Origin of the sequence: Bacillus cereus group sp. BfR-BA-01331 (assembly GCF_022663915.1) — a bacterium.
In the GTDB taxonomy this organism is placed as follows: domain Bacteria; phylum Bacillota; class Bacilli; order Bacillales; family Bacillaceae_G; genus Bacillus_A; species Bacillus_A mycoides.
Genome location: NZ_JAKUGJ010000001.1, coordinates 764,835 through 780,621 on the forward strand (window position 1 = coordinate 764,835; position 15,787 = coordinate 780,621).

The following is a 15,787-nucleotide window of genomic DNA, read 5'->3' on the forward strand; positions in this document are numbered from 1 at the left end:
AAAGCAGAAACTTATTATATGATAAATTTTTAGATTTGTACCTATAAATTTTATATGTGATAATGAATTTGATTTATTCTAATGAAATGGAGGTATATACTATGAAGTTTCCACATGATTTTTTATTCGGAGCTGCTTCAGCTTCTTATCAAGTAGAAGGTGCATGGAATGAGGATGGAAAAGGTGTTACGAATTGGGATGAGTTTTCAAAAATTCCTGGCAAAACATACGATGGAACAAATGGTGATGTAGCGGTTGATCATTATCATCGATATAAGGAAGATGTTCGTTTAATGGCTGAGATGGGATTGGAATCGTATCGTTTTTCGATTTCTTGGGCGAGAATATTGCCGACTGGAGATGGAGAGGTAAATGAAAAAGGAATTGAATTTTATAACAATTTAATTGATGAATGTTTAAAGTACGGGATTGTACCGTTTGCCACTTTATATCATTGGGATCTACCATTACCGTTAGAAAAAGATGGTGGGTGGACGAATAAACGAACAGCAGAGGCTTTTGTAAAGTATGCAGAAATTTGCTTTAAGGCATTTGGTGATAGAGTGAAACATTGGATTACTTTCAATGAAACAGTAATGTTTTGTGGATTAGGCTATTTAAAAGGTGCACATCCACCAGGAATACAAAATGATGTTCCAAAGTATTTTCAAGCGACTCATTATGTATTTTATGCGCATGCGAAAACAGTTGCGGTGTACAAGCAGCTGAAACAGTATGGGGAGATTGGGATTACACATGTTTTCTTACCTGCTTATAGCGTGGATGATCAAAAAGAAAATATACTAGCAGCAACTCATGCGAATGAATATGAAACGTATTGGTACTACGATCCAGTTTTAAAAGGTGAGTATCCGTCTTATGTTGTACAACAATTAAAGGAAAATGGGTGGACTCCTAATTGGACGGTTGAAGAATTAGAAATCATTAAACAAAATGCCGAAAAAAATGATTTTATCGGCTTGAATTATTATCAGCCAATACGAGTAGAAAGATATGATATGGATATAAAGAGCGAGGAGCATTCTCGAGAAAACTCAACACTTGCTCCAGGTAATCCTTCTTTTGATGGTTTTTATCGAACAGTAAAAATGGATGATAAAACATATACCAAATGGGGTTGGGAAATATCTCCCGAAGGTTTCTTAGATGGATTGCATATGTTGAAAGCGCGTTACGGTGACATAAAGATGTATGTAACGGAAAATGGACTTGGTGATGAAGATCCAATCATTGACGGAGAAATTGTAGATGTTCCGCGAATTAAATTTATTGAAGAGCATTTAAAAGTAATGAAGCGTGCAATTCAAGAGGGAATTAATTTAAAAGGTTATTATGCATGGTCAGTTATTGATTTGTTAAGTTGGTTAAATGGATATAAAAAGCAATATGGCTTTATTTTTGTCGATCATAATGATAACTTAAAACGTAAGAAGAAACTTTCGTTTCATTGGTATAAACATGTGATCGAAACGAGAGGAGAAGAGTTATAACAGATAAAAGAGTATTTTAGGAGAAAGTGTATGAGTGCAAAGTATAAACAAATTGCAGATGTGTTAGAGCAAAACATTCGAGATGGGCTTTTTAATGAAACGAAAAAATTACCTACAGAAGAAGCGTTGATGAATCGATTTGAAGTAAGCCGTAATACGATACGTAAAGTAATTAGTCAACTTGTGAATAGAGGTTATATTTTTCAAGTGCAAGGTAGTGGTATGTTTTTACGTGAAACTTCTGTAACAGATTACATTAATTTAGGAAGTTTACGTGGATTAACGAAAAATCTCGTTTCACAAAATATTGAAACGAAAGTGCTAGAGATTGAAGTAATAGAGGCAAATGAAGAGATAGTAGAACGGATGCAATGTGAGATTGGAACTAGGCTATATTTTTTGAAGCGCTTAAGAATTGTAGATGGTAAGCCATTCTCTATTGAAGTAAGTTATTTCAAAAAAGATATCATCCCATATTTGAATGAAGAAATAGCATTAAGTTCTGTATACAGTTATTTCATTGAGGATTTACGATTAAATATTGGCTTTGCCGATAAAGTTATTAGTTGTGAAAAAATAAATAAAGAAAATGCAAAGCTTTTAGAACTAAATGAAGGTGATCCAGCGCTTCTTATTGAAAATACAGTTTATCTTGTAAATGGAACAATTTTCGAGCTATCTCAATCAATGTTTCATTATGAAAAGACTAAACTTTTAAATCGGATTAATTTTAATTGAAAATGAATATAAGTAGCCTTGTAAAAAAGCAACTGGTCCTAAGTGAGCAGTTGCTTTTTATTTTTAAAGTGGATGAGCAAAAAAACACAAAAGTGGTTGGTCCGTTTTTTATAAACTTCTATTATGATAAGAGAAGAAAGGTAGTATTTTATTCATGCTTTAAAATAGACTGGCCTTAGAGAGGTGGAAGACAATGAGTTTTGCGATTTCACTAGTTGTTATTATTGTAGTTGTATCACTGTTTGGGACCGTACTAGTCGCACGAAATGTAGAGGAGAATTACGGTAAGTCTACAAAGAGGAATGTGAAAAACTTATCCGCTATCTATATCATTCTTCTTTTAGTGCTTCTTGTAGGAGTTACTTGGTATGCGGTCGTTATTTTATAAAGTTTGTATATGATGAAGGAGTTAATATATTGATGAAAAATGAGCGCCACGTTTTAGTTGTTTTCCCGCATCCGGATGATGAGTCGTATTGCGTGGCTGGAACAATTTTGGCTTATACTGAGCAGAAAGTCCCTCTTACTTATGTTTGCTTAACGTTAGGTGAAATGGGGAGAGCGATGGGAAATCCTCCTTTTGCAACACGTGAATCCTTATATGCTATAAGAGAGAAAGAACTAAAGAGCGCTACTAATATTTTAGGGATTAAAGATTTACGTATGATGGGATATCGTGATAAAACGCTTGAATTTGAAACTCCTGGAGAATTAAGAAGTGTAATACAAAAATATGTGGAAGAATTGAATCCTTCGTTAGTCATTTCTTTTTATCCGGGATATGCAGTGCATCCAGATCATGATGCAACAGGAGAAGCGGTAGCCGGGGCGTTAGCTAATATTCCAGAAAATAAAAGGCCAACATTTTATGCTGTAGCTTTTTCAAATAATCATGAAGCAGAAATAGGACCTCCAAGTTTTAAAAATGAAGTAAAAGAATATGTTCCAAAAAAGCTCGAGGCATTGCAAGCACATGCATCACAATTTGCGACTAAGGTAACGGAACTGAAAAGAGAGTATGAAGATGGTGTTCCAGAAACAGTTGAGTGGTTAGAAAGAGAACCGTTTTGGATATATTCATTCAAAGATAAAAATATGTGATGCTACATCTGAAGGTGATGAATATGTATTTTGAATATAAGAATCGAAAGATTTTTTACAATATAGAAGGATCGGGTCCTGTCATATTGTTTTTACACGGTCTTGGAGGAAATTCGAATAATTGGTTATATCAAAGAAAATACTTCAAGAAGACATGGACCGTAATCTCACTCGATTTACCTGGACATGGGAAATCCGAAGGGATGGAAATTAGTTTTAAAGAATATTCAAATGTTTTATATGAGTTATGTAATCATTTAAAGCTAAAATCAGTAACAATTTGTGGTCTTTCAAAAGGAGCTAGAGTGGGTATCGATTTTGCTATTCAATATCCACGTTTTGTTTCTAGCTTAATTGTTGTAAATGCATTTCCCTATTTAGAACCGGCAGATCGTAAAGAACGACTTGAAGTATATGATTTACTTAGCTTGCAGGATAAAGGGAAAACTTGGGCTGATACGTTATTGAGAGCAATGGGAGTAGAAGATAATGATGCAATTGTCCGAGGATTTCATCAATCCCTACAAACGATTCATCCGATTCATATTCAAAGGTTATTTGCTGAATTAGTTGATTACGATCAAAGACCATACCTCTCTAACATTGCATGTCCTGTATTAATAATACGAGGAGAGAATGATTATTTTGTTCCGGAAAAGTATGTGAGAGCATTTGAAAAACACCTGAGAAACGTGACTTTCGTTGAGTTGAAAAATAGTGGACACTTGCCTTATTTAGAACAGCCTACTAGCTTTAATGTGACGGTAGAGGCATTTTTAAATCATGCGCTTGATTAATACCATTTATGCAGTGAATACTGTTATTAATGAGTTCAGGACACCAGCTTGGAGAGGAGGGAACTAAATGGAATGGCAACCGAATCGTGAAGATAAGATACCAGTTTATAAACAAATTGCTGATTACATTGAAAGAGGCATTTCTACCGGTGAATTCCCTTCTGATAGAAAATTACCTTCCGAGCGTATGTTAGCACAGAATTTACAAGTGAACCGGAGTACGGTCGTAGCTGCTTATGAGGAATTGAAATCACTTGGGGTAGTAGAACGGAAAAAAGGAAGCGGCACTCGGGTGAATACAGATATATGGGGTGTGTCACATAAACGAATACCGAACTGGGGTAGGTACGTTGAGGATGGATCGTTCTTACCTAATGTACCACTTGTTCAACAAATTCGAACGGAAACACAAAAAGATGATTTAATCAATTTAGCGAGTGGTGAATTGTCATCAGATTTAATTCCGAGTGATAGATTTCGAACAATTTTGTCGGAGAAAACATTTATGGGAAATCTCGGTTATGACCATCCGCTTGGAAATGAAATGTTGCGAAAAACCATTGCGGCACATGTCGAGCAATATAAACAAATAGAAGCAGATTCAAGCTCTATTCTTATTACATCTGGAGCTCAGCAAGCACTTAATCTTATCGTTCAATGTTTGTTAAAGCCTGGAGATGCGATTGCAATTGAGGATCCCTCCTATTGTTATTCACTTCCAATGTTTAAATCAGCAGGTTTAAAAATATTCCGTTTACCAGTTGATCAGCATGGTATGAATCCAGATGACTTAATCGATTTGCACAAAAAGCATCGCATTCGTATGGTGTTTTTAAATCCGGATTATCAAAATCCAACTGGAACGGTACTTTCATTGGCAAGACGTAAAAAGGTTTTAGAACTATCTTCTGAATTTGGTATACCGATTGTAGAAGATGATCCGTATAGTTTGACTTCTTTTAATGGAGAAGTGAATCCAACATTGAAATCGATGGATCAAAATGGGAATGTTCTTTATGTGAGCTCATTATCAAAAATTGTTGCATCAGGATTACGTATTGGTTGGGTAATTGGCCCCACGCGCGTAATTGAGAGATTGGCAGATGCGAAGCAGCAAGTTGATTTCGGTCATAGTGTATTTACACAGTGGGTAGCGAACCAATTTTTAGAATCTGAGGATTTTCATACGCATATTACGATGCTTCGTGGACAACTGAAACAAAGAAGAGATGAGTTAATTAGAAAGCTTGAAGAAATATTAGGGGACCAGATTGAATTTTTTGTTCCTGAGGGCGGAATACATTTATGGTGCAAAGTGCAAGGAACGTTTGATGAATATCATTTACTAGGTGAATCTATACAAAATGGTGTAGCATTTGTCCCAGGAAGCGTCCTAGGTTCGAAAAGTGAATATATCCGATTTACTTTTGGCAGAGCGAATGTAGAACAAATTCAGCTTGGAGTTACAAGGTTTGGGGAAACATTAAATGAGATTTCATAATAGTGAAGCGTAATATGGAAATGAGGGAAAGAAATGAAGTACGTGACGCTTTTACTTCAAGTAGGCGTGCTATATGTGTTTAGCTTAGCTGGTACGTGGATTCAAGGAGTATTCCATCTGTCGATGCCAGGAAGTTTGATAGGGATGTTAATATTGTTTCTACTCCTTTCTACTCGTGTTTTTCCATTAAAGTGGTTTGAGGTAGGGGCAGAAAAGTTAATAGTATTTTTACCGTTATTTCTAATTCCTTCGACAACAGGATTAATGGAATATGGATCTTTTCTTTTAAGTAAGGGGAGTGTTATATTCCTTTTAGTAGTTGCAAGTACGGTAGTAACATTGATTGTTTCAGGGTATGTAAGTCAATTATTAGTAACATCAAAAAAATAAAATCGACAAGGTGCACGATTCAAATGGTCTTAATTATTATTACTGTAGTAATTTATTTATTGGCGACAAAGTTATATAAAAAATTTACGTTTCCATTTACGTTACCGGTATTAACAGTTACAGCAATTATGATTTGCTTATTTTTGATATTTGGTATTTCTCATCATGAGTATAAGGAAAATGGGGGAGACATTCTTTCAGGTTTTTTGAGTCCTGCAATTGTAGCGTTAGCCATACCTCTATTTAAAGAGCGAAAGATACTTATGAAAAACTTTTTAGCGATACTAATCGGCGTAGTGATAGGTATAGTGGCTTTAACGAGTATGAATGTAGTGATTGGTGAAATTTTAAATATAGATAAGGAACTTATATTAACAACTTTACCACAATTAGCGACAATGCCTATTGCCATTTCATTAGCGGATCAAATTGGTGGCATTCCATCTATGACTTCTAGTTTTGTAGTTGTTGCAGGAATAACAGGTGCTATTATCGGACCGACAGTACTTAAGTTTTTCCGTATAACAAGTACGATTGGAAAAGGAGTGGGGATGGGCTGCGCATCACATATTATTGGTGTGAGCCGTCTAGTGAAAGAAGGAGAGAAAGAGGCAACTATCGGTTCGGTAACGATGATTGTAACAGGGATACTTATTAGTATATTAGTACCTTATGGAGTGAAATTTTTATTTTGAAAATTAATGAATCGTAATAAGGAGTATAACACTACTCATTTTAGAGCGTAATGGAGATGATGAAAATGACAACATGGTTTATAGTTACATTATGTATTTTTGGTGCTCTTAAAGTACTAGTTTCTAGTATGCCAACTTCTGTTGTAGAATCAATTATTAGTAGATTTGAGTTACACCAAAAACTTGATGAGGAAAATACTACTGTAACGGTAGATGGGGAAAGTATAGAAGGAGAAATGAAACTTCAAGTTATTCATGAATTTAACGAGGCTTTATTTTTAGATAAACATTATTTTCCGCCGCAAGGGAATGGTACACCGATAGTCATGGAGACGAAGAAAGGAAAAAGAGAGATTAGATTTTCTATATATAGCTACGAGGAACACGTTGATGTGGTAAAGCAATATAAGAAGAAAGTAGTTGCATATCGTTTGCGATCAAAAAGCCTTCAAAGTCGTTCAGTAGCAGTAACTGAAGATTATGCTTAAGGAGAGACCGTTATTATAACGGTCTCTTTATTTTTGCATCCAAGTATATAATTTCCAAATAAGAGAAAAGAAAATGATATATCCAAACAAAGAATAACTATGCTGCCAATCCGTACTATGTACAAATAAGCCTAACCTCTCAGCAACTTGTTCAAAAATACTAGCACAAAGCCCTATTAAAATAATAAATAGAGTTCTAGAAACTGCAGATAATGTTTTTGAAATTTGTATGAAAATGATTGTTAAAATTGGTAGCACAAACAACGTAAAGCCTATGTTAACTGAAAATATAGATGAGAAAGGTCTAACTGGAAAGGAATATATTTGTGTATGCACAAAGAAAGCATCTAAGCAAGTTCCAATAATAGAAGAAAGTAAGACTGTAACTAATAATGCTAAAAAATCATTCTTCTTCTCGAAGGAGGACATTTTTCTTCGCGAGAATTGCGAGTTCAATTTTTTCGAGTGTTTTGCAGTAGTCTTCTGTAATTTGTCCATTTATATTTTCCTCCTTATCAACTAAATAATTTACAACTTGCCAATCGTTAAACCAATCTTCATTTTCAACTTCTTCATGTTTCATATCCCGCCATGCATAGATGAGTGCAGGGCTGTATATACGATACGCGTCACTACGTAACTGGCATTTCTTTATTCGGCGTTTATAAAACTCACGCGAAAAAGATTCATTTACACTAGAAAATAAATGAGGCCAGTAATCTTTTCTTGAGCCTGTATGTGGATGGTGATCGACCCAGTTTATTATTTGAGATAAAATATGTGTATCCCGAAATAACAATGAATACAAACGTTTTCCAAGTGAAATTCGTTCATGCAAAGAAGTGAAATGTTTCATTGTATCACCAAATAGTAATACTTTTTGCTTTTTATCATTTTCGTAAAATGGGAAAAGGATATGATTGAACTGAAAAAAATCAAAGAGTTTAAATCCAATACTATTTAATACAGTCTTTTTAAAGTGTGCATTTTGAATAACTCTTTTTTCTAAGTAGTTTTGTTCATTAACAATAGTTGCGATCGCTAATGTTTTTTTGTTACCTGTTTTCCAAAAATCGTTCCACATTGTTTCCATAAATGTAGAAACATTTAAGTGAGTGAGAAGGTGAAATAGCTTTTTTGATTTTTTTACACTTTGCTCATATAGTAAAAATTGAGGATATACATCTTGGAAAATGAGCCAATTCCCTCTTTCTAAAAAAGAGAAAAATGTAATTTGATCTTTCTCGGATAAAAGCCTCGTATATAAATCTCCCTTTAAATCTGTCATATTCCAGCCACCGTTACGTGATACGATATGCCCAAGTAGTGCCCAATGTATTTCTGGATATTGAATGTAAAATTGGTAGTATGCACGTGTTCTTGTGACGTTATTTTTATTTAGTTCTTTTGTCTGAGCTTTAATTTTATCGATGATAAGTTGCTCTTCTTTCGTTAATTTATATATGGTAACAGAAGAGATGAGATCGCTTTTTTGTTGTAACTCGTTTTTCACGTCGAATAGGGAGAGAGGGAGTGCTTTTGAGAATTCCTTAGATGTATTGTTTGAATTGCTTTGGTACATTCCATTACCTCCCTTTGCTATGAGTTTAAATGTGGTATTGGTTATGAATCATTCCATTTATCCCGCTATTAACGAGCAGTAAGACTCCCATCTCAAAAGTCGGCTAAAGCAAAGAAGTTAGGTGAGGGTGGGGCTGCTCGTAAAAGCCCGATTGATTCAACTAATAATCAGTGGGGGATGGACAAAATCCCCACTAATTAAAGTTTCACTTTATTTTATTACGAGTATAAGAAATAAATGAGCGGTGTTTTTTAAATCAGTAATATAGTGATCATTCAAACAGTATAAAGAAAATCTAATTGCTAAGAAGTGAAATGAAAAACAGAAACTATTAAAAAATAGTTTCTGTTTTTTTATTTTGTCAATTAAATGTAACAAACGACGATTATGATTTGAATCAATTGAAAATAATTCAATAACCTTAATAAATACAATTTGAATTGAAATGTATGGTAGGAGGAAAAGGAATGCTTAATAAAATAATTTTAATTACTGGTGGTACAGGTTCGTGGGGACATGAACTTATAAAACAACTATTAGAAAAATCACCGAAAGAAATTAGAGTTTTTTCAAGGAATGAAACGGTTCAGTTTGAAATGCAGCAACAGTTTATAAATGAAGAGAGATTAAAATTTATTATTGGAGATATTCGTGATAAAGAGCAACTAGTATATGCTTGCCAAGGTGTACATTATGTATTTCATCTTGCAGCTTTAAAGCATGTTCCAGTATGTGAATATTATCCTTATGAAGCTATAAAAACAAATATACATGGTACGCAAAATGTAATTGAAGCATCTATCCAGAATCAAGTTGAGAAAGTTATATATGTTTCAACTGATAAAGCGGCCGATCCATCAAATACGTATGGGATGACAAAAGCAATTGGTGAAAAATTAATGGTTCATGCGAATGTGCAAACGAAGAAAACAAAATTCATTTGTGTTCGTGGCGGAAATGTTTTAGGAACGAGTGGAAGTGTGGTACCGCTTTTTAAAAAGCAAATTAAGCAATCTTCAAAAGTAGGGATTACCGATGCAAATATGACTAGATTTTTCTTAACCATTGAAGATGCTGTTGGATTGTTATTTAAAGCAGCATCTGAAGGAAGAGGAGGAGAAATCTTTGTTATGAAAATGCCAGCATGTAAAATAACGGATTTAGCGAAAGTATTGATTGAAGATTCAAAAAAAGAAAACGTGAAGATAAAAGAGGTAGGAATAAGACCTGGTGAAAAATTAAGTGAAATGCTTTTATCTGAGGTAGAGAGTAAAACAAGTATTAGTTTTGATCAAAATTATTTTGTGGTACTACCGACTATTCCTATAGAAGGACTCCAAGAATATTATGCTAGTTATCCGCTTGTGGATGTGAATAGTTTTAGTTCTCAACAAGACTTACTTACAAAATACGAGGTGAAACAAATGTTAGAAAAAGGAGGGTTTTTACGATGAAAAAAAATGCGAGCCTTTTAATAACTGGTGCAAATGGCTTCACAGGACGTCATGCTTACCAATATTTTTTAGAGCAGGGCTTTCATGTAATTCCTATGTTTCAAAATCGTTCACATAGAGAAAAAATCGAAAATGGTATTACTTGTGATTTAACAAATAAGAGTGAAGTAATGAAGGTAATTAAACAAATAAAACCAGACTATGTATTGCATTTAGCAGGAAGAAACTCAGTTAATGAGTCTTGGACAGCTTCTCTGGAATATATAGAGATTAACGTAATAGGGACTTTATATTTATTAGAAGCCATTAAGCAGGAAGCCTCGCATTGTAAAACATTAGTTATAGGATCTGCATTGCAAGCAGATAGTATGAAAAACATAAAAGTTTCAAATCCATATAGTTTAAGTAAAACTATGCAAGTCATTATTGCAGAGGCTTGGGGCGGATTAATGGATTCAAATATTATCATTGCAAAGCCCTCAAATTTAATTGGCCCAGGAGTATCGAATGGCATTTGTTCTATTCTTGCAAAAAAAATGATAGATATACAGTTGGGGAAAAGTGAACCAATTATTGAAATAAACAGTTTGAAAGATAGTAGGGACTTTCTGGATGTACGTGATGCAGTTAAAGCGTATCATGTGTTATTACGTGATGGTATAAATGGAAAACAATATAATATTGGATCAGGAGTAAAACGCTCTTTATTAGATGTATTGGAGCAATTTAAAGGATTAACACAGCTGAATTTTACTATAAAAGAAAAAGAGAATAGTGGGAGCAGCTCAAATGAAAATTTATTATTAGAGGATATAAAAAAATTAGGATGGATCCCAGAAATTCAATTTCAGCAATCATTAAAAGATGTACTTGAATATGCGAAGTGTAGTGAAATCTGCATTCAATAAAAATATAAAAGGATGTAACAAATATATGAATTGTTATGAAGCGATAGATAATCAAAGTACGCTATTTCTTTCGATTGTGGATACGTTGGATTGGAAAGATGAAGAAGAACATGTTTTGCGCATCTATGAGGCGATAAATACATGTCGAGCATATGTGGAAAAGGTTAATCGAAACCCCAAAACAATATATACAGGAACTAGGCCTGTAATCCAAGTCTTTACTCAGTATGAATGTAGTGAGTATGGAAATGATTTTTATGAACTCATTAAAGATCTTTTGCAAGACATAGGTCTGGAGTTAAAGATTTATATAAATCATAGTAAGTTAATGTACATTTGAAAGATTACTATAAAGCTAGACTTTTAATGATAAAGGTGGATATAAGTTATGAATAAAAAGATTCTCTTTACTGGGGGCGGTACAGCCGGACACGTAATGATTAATATGGTATTGATTCCTAAATTTATAGAAAAAGGATGGGGAGTTGAGTATATTGGATCTCAAAATGGAATTGAAAAATTATTAGTTCAGAATGTTAAGTATAATAGTATTTCAACAGGAAAACTTAGGAGATATTGGGATTGGGAGAACTTTAAAGATCCTTTTAAAATTATAAACGGTTGTTTACAAAGTTATAAATTAATTAAGAAAATGAAGCCTGACGTTATCTTTTCGGCAGGAGGATTTGTTTCAGTTCCTGTAGTTATAGGGGCATGGTTAAATCGTGTACCTATAATAATACGTGAACCAGATAGTACGTTAGGGTTGGCAAATAAAATAGCATTACCTTTTTCTAAAAAACTATGCACAACATTTCCTCAAACAGGGGGTAATGTAAGTACTGAGAAGAAGGTTTATGTAGGGCCAATTGTAAGGGAAGAAATTGAGAGAGGCAACGTATTACGAGGAAGAAGCTATTGTAAATTTCAGCAAGATAAACCGGTATTGTTAATAATGGGTGGGAGTCAAGGTGCTAAGTGGATAAATGATATGGTAAGGAAAAGTTTAGATACATTATTATTAAATTTTAATATTGTTCATATGTGTGGTAAAGGGAAGGTGGATCCTTCTATCGGAATGGAAGGTTATATACAATTTGAATATATAGGGGAAGAGTTGCCACATATACTGAATATGGCAAGTGTTGTAGTTTCCAGGGCTGGTTCTACTGCTATTTCTGAATTGTTATTTTTGAAGAAACCGATGTTGCTTATTCCGTTAACTAATGGTTCCAGTAGAGGGGATCAAGTTTTAAATGCTGACCATTTTGCACGACAAGGATATGCGGAAGTTTTACTTCAAGATAGAGTAAACAGTAGTACATTTACACATGCAGTAAATAAGTTGTATACAAATAAGGAGAGATATATTCAAAACATGAATGGATATAAGAAAACAAATGATGAGGGGATTAATCAATTAATAGATATAATAAATGAAGTGGTGAAGTAATAGAAATTTAAATAGAAATACAAAAGGAAAGAAGGTATCTTCTTTCCTTTTTACTATAGTTGCTCAAATTCATTATTACTTATACCGATTAGCTATGTACTATTGGTGAATACCGATTTCTAATAGCTCAGTAAATGCATTAGTATGAATAGGTTTACTGTAATAGTAACCTTGAATAAACTGACATTTATTTTTTTGAAGGAAATTTACGTGTTCTTTCGTTTCTACGCCTTCAGCAATGACAGACATTCCTAATGTATTTGCTAATGTGATGATTGTTTTAATGATTTCCATTCCATCTTCACACGTTTCAGACATTGTAATAAATTCTCTTGGGATTTTTAACGTATCGATTGGATATAAAGGTAAGTAGGCTAGGGAAGAATAGCCTGTACCAAAGTCGTCGATTGAAATGTGAATCCCTAAACTTTTTAGTGTACGCAGTTTTATCAATGTTTCTCTCTCATCCATCATTGCAATTCGTTCTGTTAATTCTAGATCAAGGGAACTTGCTGGTAAGCCTGTAGTTGCTAAAGTAGAAGAAATAGATTTTACAAAGCCGTCTTGTTCAAATTCTTTAGCAGATAAATTTACCCCTATTTTTAAATGCGAATATCCGAGTTCGTGCCAACGTTTCATTTGCTCACAAGCCTGCTGTAATGTCCATTTTCCTATTGGAATAATTTGTAGTGTTTCTTCTGCAATCGGAATAAACTCGTATGGAGAAATAACACCTAATTCAGGATGATTCCACCTGATTAAAGCTTCTGCACCGATAATTTTATTAGATTCACTATCAACTTGAGGTTGATACAAAAGGAACAATTCTTCATTTTGTATTGCGTTTGGTAAATCTTTTTCTAATCGTAATCGTCTTTCGATTTTTTTAGCGATTACATCGTCATAAATAGAGACAGAGTTGAGCTCTTTTGCCTTTGCATCATACATTGCAACATTAGCGTTTTTCAGAAGTGTAGCGGTATCGATTCCGGAATGTGGATAAATGGAGATACCGATACTCAGTGATAAAGTTAATTTATGCTCATGTATGACAAACGGCTTTTCCATGCTTTCAAATAATTGGTTACATAACTCGAATAAGGAATCTTCGTCAGTATAGTTTTCAATTAAGATTGTAAACTCATCACCACCGATTCTTGACAGATGAGTATGTGATGGAAGACATGATTGGAAACGTTTTGCTACTTCTTCTAATATGTAATCACCTGACGAATGTCCAAGTGTATCGTTAATTACTTTAAAGCGATCTAAATCTAAATATAATAATGCAAACTCACTTTGTGTTGTTTGAGCATTTTTTATAAATTTTCTTAGCTTCCTATGGAAAAAGGATCGATTCCCAATTTTCGTTACAGTATCGTGGAATGCTAAATATTTTATTTCTTCTTGTTGTTTTTTTAGTGCGGTAATATCCTTTACCATAATATAGCTTCCTGAAATTTGTCCATCTATCATAATAGGAACGATGGTAACGTATAAAAAATAAGTAAAGCCATCTTTATATTGAGAACTAAGTTGTAAGGATGCTGATTCTTGTTGTTTAACTTTTTCTAATGCAGATATCAGTTTATGTTTATCTGCATCTAAAATAATAGAAAAACATGTCTCACCAAGTAACTCGTTCGTTGGTGCTCCAAGTAGTATACTTCCTGCTTTATTTACATTTAAGAATATTCCATTTAAATCAATCGTAAAAATGGGATCAGGATGATATTCATATAATGATTTGAATTTTTGTTGTTTCTGAGATAGGGCCTCTGATTTATGGACTAAATCAGAAGTTCTTAAAGTAACTTTTTCTTCTAGTTGAGCATTAAATACTTGTAAACGTTTTGTTAGGGTGTCGTTTTGCATACGCACAATAGAATGGCGAATAAGTACGAAAACAAAAGCGATACAATTTCCTGTAATGAGAGTTGAAGATGATGTTTGTTCTTTTAACGTAAACCCGATTAGTATTGCAACAGCAAGATAGGGAAATACGACTAAAACTTTCTTTCCTAGTATAGGGTTTACAATGAAATAATTTTTATGGCTATTATCATCTTCTGAAATAGACCCAGCTATTGCGATAAGCAATATAGGTATTCTATATAAAAGACGTAAAAATGTTATAGTGTCAGTTGATAAATGGGTATTTAAGTAAAAATAAATATAGTTAAAAGTTGCAGAACTAATTAATACAAAAATAAAGATATAAATTTTCCGCTTGGACTTAAAAATTGTTGGGCGGAAAAAGAGACTAACACCTAGTAGAAGAAATAATAGATCTGCAATTGGATATAGAAATGAAAGGAAAATATCTGCGAGTGAAAGTGAGAATATATTTAAATTTGGCTGATTAAATAAATACCATTCTAATGTGAATATGGAAGTAAGTACTATACATATATCACAAATAAAGAAAGCTTTTTCCCATTTATTGCATTCTTTTAAAATCTTATAGCAAAAAGCGATAAGGCAGAAGAATAGAAAAAACATGTAAAATACATCAGAAATAGTAAAATGATGTATTGGAAGTTCGAAAAAGGTATCTTGATACGTATATACTACTTTTCCTAATAAAAAACTACCAATTGCAATTGTAATACATATCCAAAAAGGATTTGAACTAACTTTTTTAGAGTATATAGAGTAAATTAGCGATATAAATGTAATGACTTCAACGATGAGTGAAGCGAAGCGTACATTGAAATTTGAAAAATTAGTAGGGAATAGAAAGAAAAACATAAAATAGATTGAATAGCATATTAATGTTGTGATTAATATACATAGCTGTAAATTTTTATTTAATTTCAAAAAAATCACCTTCTTTAAGTATGTACTATATTCGTAATATCTATACATAATAATATTACTTAAGGATTGTATCAGATTTCCTTATAAAAAGCATGCTTATAAGGAAAAAATGAAGAATGTAATACTTCTTAAAATTGAAAAAGTATTGAGTTCAATGATTTTTCAATTTATAAGGAATGCAGATAGAATTTGTATATTTAGTCATCCTTTAGATTTTAAAGGTTTTTTAGTGATTTGCAAGCGGAGATGTAAAATTGCATATAAAGTGATGGGAACTTCTCTCTAGATGAGGGGAGTTTTTCGTTATTAAAGTGTATTAAGTAAGACCTTTGTATGTACCTATTCTCAT

At 33.2% G+C, this 15,787-nt stretch carries 16 protein-coding genes; 13 read left to right on the plus strand and 3 right to left on the minus strand.

Features of this window, described 5'->3' with window-relative positions; translation table 11 throughout:
- Positions 1-101: 101 nt before the first annotated feature.
- From MR155_RS03955 to MR155_RS03995, 9 genes are all read left to right on the plus strand, one after another.
- The gene (locus tag MR155_RS03955) at positions 102-1,511 is read left to right on the plus strand and encodes a glycoside hydrolase family 1 protein (protein ID WP_113936852.1); all 1,410 of its coding nucleotides are present in this window, start codon (positions 102-104) and stop codon (positions 1,509-1,511) included.
- 30 nt (positions 1,512-1,541) lie between these two features.
- On the plus strand, positions 1,542-2,249 hold the full coding sequence (locus MR155_RS03960; protein ID WP_002033710.1) for a GntR family transcriptional regulator: 708 nt from the start codon (positions 1,542-1,544) through the stop codon (positions 2,247-2,249).
- A gap of 193 nt (positions 2,250-2,442) precedes the next feature.
- The gene (locus MR155_RS03965; RefSeq protein WP_002066705.1) at positions 2,443-2,637 is read left to right on the plus strand and encodes a hypothetical protein; all 195 of its coding nucleotides are present in this window, start codon (positions 2,443-2,445) and stop codon (positions 2,635-2,637) included.
- A 32-nt stretch (positions 2,638-2,669) separates the two neighbouring features.
- Positions 2,670-3,350, plus strand: coding sequence for a bacillithiol biosynthesis deacetylase BshB2 (bshB2, locus tag MR155_RS03970; protein ID WP_242308277.1), 681 nt, complete (start codon positions 2,670-2,672; stop codon positions 3,348-3,350).
- Positions 3,350-4,147 carry an alpha/beta fold hydrolase gene (locus MR155_RS03975; protein ID WP_242308038.1) on the plus strand — a complete coding sequence of 266 codons (798 nt, stop codon included), beginning with the start codon at positions 3,350-3,352 and terminating at the stop codon, positions 4,145-4,147. The genes bshB2 and MR155_RS03975 overlap by 1 nt, the downstream gene beginning before the upstream one ends.
- Positions 4,148-4,214: 67 nt before the next feature.
- Positions 4,215-5,648 (plus strand): MocR-like pyridoxine biosynthesis transcription factor PdxR, encoded by a 1,434-nt coding sequence (gene pdxR / locus MR155_RS03980; protein WP_242308052.1) that lies wholly within the window; start codon positions 4,215-4,217, stop codon positions 5,646-5,648.
- A gap of 33 nt (positions 5,649-5,681) precedes the next feature.
- Positions 5,682-6,038: a CidA/LrgA family holin-like protein gene (locus MR155_RS03985; protein ID WP_113936857.1), complete on the plus strand. Its 357-nt coding sequence runs from the start codon at positions 5,682-5,684 to the stop codon at positions 6,036-6,038.
- Positions 6,039-6,061: 23 nt separating this feature from the next.
- Positions 6,062-6,733: an LrgB family protein gene (locus tag MR155_RS03990; protein WP_242308069.1), complete on the plus strand. Its 672-nt coding sequence runs from the start codon at positions 6,062-6,064 to the stop codon at positions 6,731-6,733.
- A gap of 65 nt (positions 6,734-6,798) precedes the next feature.
- Positions 6,799-7,221, plus strand: a complete 423-nt coding sequence (locus tag MR155_RS03995; RefSeq protein ID WP_113936858.1) for a YfmQ family protein — start codon at positions 6,799-6,801, stop codon at positions 7,219-7,221.
- Positions 7,222-7,248: 27 nt separating this feature from the next.
- Here the strand turns inward: MR155_RS03995 and MR155_RS04000 are convergent, their stop codons facing one another.
- Together MR155_RS04000 and MR155_RS04005 are read right to left on the minus strand one after the other, a co-directional pair.
- The gene (locus MR155_RS04000; RefSeq protein ID WP_242308072.1) at positions 7,249-7,650 is read right to left on the minus strand and encodes a CBO0543 family protein; all 402 of its coding nucleotides are present in this window, start codon (positions 7,648-7,650) and stop codon (positions 7,249-7,251) included.
- A complete protein-coding gene (locus MR155_RS04005; protein WP_219303385.1) occupies positions 7,625-8,803 on the minus strand; it encodes a DUF2515 domain-containing protein in 1,179 nt (392 codons plus the stop codon). The genes MR155_RS04000 and MR155_RS04005 overlap by 26 nt, the downstream gene beginning before the upstream one ends.
- Positions 8,804-9,270: 467 nt before the next feature.
- Between MR155_RS04005 and MR155_RS04010 the strand changes: the two genes are divergently transcribed.
- From MR155_RS04010 to MR155_RS04025, 4 genes are read left to right on the plus strand one after another with little or no spacing between them, the layout of a single operon-like run.
- A complete protein-coding gene (locus MR155_RS04010) occupies positions 9,271-10,257 on the plus strand; it encodes a UDP-N-acetylglucosamine 4,6-dehydratase family protein (protein ID WP_242308076.1) in 987 nt (328 codons plus the stop codon).
- Positions 10,254-11,165: an SDR family oxidoreductase gene (locus MR155_RS04015; protein ID WP_113936864.1), complete on the plus strand. Its 912-nt coding sequence runs from the start codon at positions 10,254-10,256 to the stop codon at positions 11,163-11,165. The genes MR155_RS04010 and MR155_RS04015 overlap by 4 nt, the downstream gene beginning before the upstream one ends.
- Before the next feature lie 25 nt (positions 11,166-11,190).
- Positions 11,191-11,505 carry a DUF6572 domain-containing protein gene (locus MR155_RS04020; protein WP_219303383.1) on the plus strand — a complete coding sequence of 105 codons (315 nt, stop codon included), beginning with the start codon at positions 11,191-11,193 and terminating at the stop codon, positions 11,503-11,505.
- Positions 11,506-11,553: 48 nt separating this feature from the next.
- On the plus strand, positions 11,554-12,618 hold the full coding sequence (locus tag MR155_RS04025) for an undecaprenyldiphospho-muramoylpentapeptide beta-N-acetylglucosaminyltransferase (protein ID WP_242308111.1): 1,065 nt from the start codon (positions 11,554-11,556) through the stop codon (positions 12,616-12,618).
- A 99-nt stretch (positions 12,619-12,717) separates the two neighbouring features.
- Here MR155_RS04025 and MR155_RS04030 read toward each other — a convergent pair whose 3' ends face one another.
- Positions 12,718-15,438, minus strand: a complete 2,721-nt coding sequence (locus MR155_RS04030; protein ID WP_242308130.1) for a putative bifunctional diguanylate cyclase/phosphodiesterase — start codon at positions 15,436-15,438, stop codon at positions 12,718-12,720.
- Positions 15,439-15,787 lie beyond the last annotated feature (349 nt).

Excerpts from the sequence above, each read along its gene's own strand:
- MR155_RS04000 (WP_242308072.1), bottom strand. The coding sequence starts at position 7,650 with ATGTCCTCCTTCGAGAAGAAGAATGATTTTTTAGCATTATTAGTTACA.
- MR155_RS03965 (WP_002066705.1), top strand. The coding sequence starts at position 2,443 with ATGAGTTTTGCGATTTCACTAGTTGTTATTATTGTAGTTGTATCACTG.
- MR155_RS04015 (WP_113936864.1), top strand. The coding sequence starts at position 10,254 with ATGAAAAAAAATGCGAGCCTTTTAATAACTGGTGCAAATGGCTTCACA.
- MR155_RS03975 (WP_242308038.1), top strand. The coding sequence starts at position 3,350 with ATGCTACATCTGAAGGTGATGAATATGTATTTTGAATATAAGAATCGA.
- MR155_RS03955 (WP_113936852.1), top strand. The coding sequence starts at position 102 with ATGAAGTTTCCACATGATTTTTTATTCGGAGCTGCTTCAGCTTCTTAT.
- MR155_RS03995 (WP_113936858.1), top strand. The coding sequence starts at position 6,799 with ATGACAACATGGTTTATAGTTACATTATGTATTTTTGGTGCTCTTAAA.
- MR155_RS03985 (WP_113936857.1), top strand. The coding sequence starts at position 5,682 with ATGAAGTACGTGACGCTTTTACTTCAAGTAGGCGTGCTATATGTGTTT.
- MR155_RS04020 (WP_219303383.1), top strand. The coding sequence starts at position 11,191 with ATGAATTGTTATGAAGCGATAGATAATCAAAGTACGCTATTTCTTTCG.
- MR155_RS03960 (WP_002033710.1), top strand. The coding sequence starts at position 1,542 with ATGAGTGCAAAGTATAAACAAATTGCAGATGTGTTAGAGCAAAACATT.
- MR155_RS04010 (WP_242308076.1), top strand. The coding sequence starts at position 9,271 with ATGCTTAATAAAATAATTTTAATTACTGGTGGTACAGGTTCGTGGGGA.
- MR155_RS04025 (WP_242308111.1), top strand. The coding sequence starts at position 11,554 with ATGAATAAAAAGATTCTCTTTACTGGGGGCGGTACAGCCGGACACGTA.
- pdxR (WP_242308052.1), top strand. The coding sequence starts at position 4,215 with ATGGAATGGCAACCGAATCGTGAAGATAAGATACCAGTTTATAAACAA.
- MR155_RS03990 (WP_242308069.1), top strand. The coding sequence starts at position 6,062 with ATGGTCTTAATTATTATTACTGTAGTAATTTATTTATTGGCGACAAAG.
- MR155_RS04005 (WP_219303385.1), bottom strand. The coding sequence starts at position 8,803 with ATGTACCAAAGCAATTCAAACAATACATCTAAGGAATTCTCAAAAGCA.
- bshB2 (WP_242308277.1), top strand. The coding sequence starts at position 2,670 with ATGAAAAATGAGCGCCACGTTTTAGTTGTTTTCCCGCATCCGGATGAT.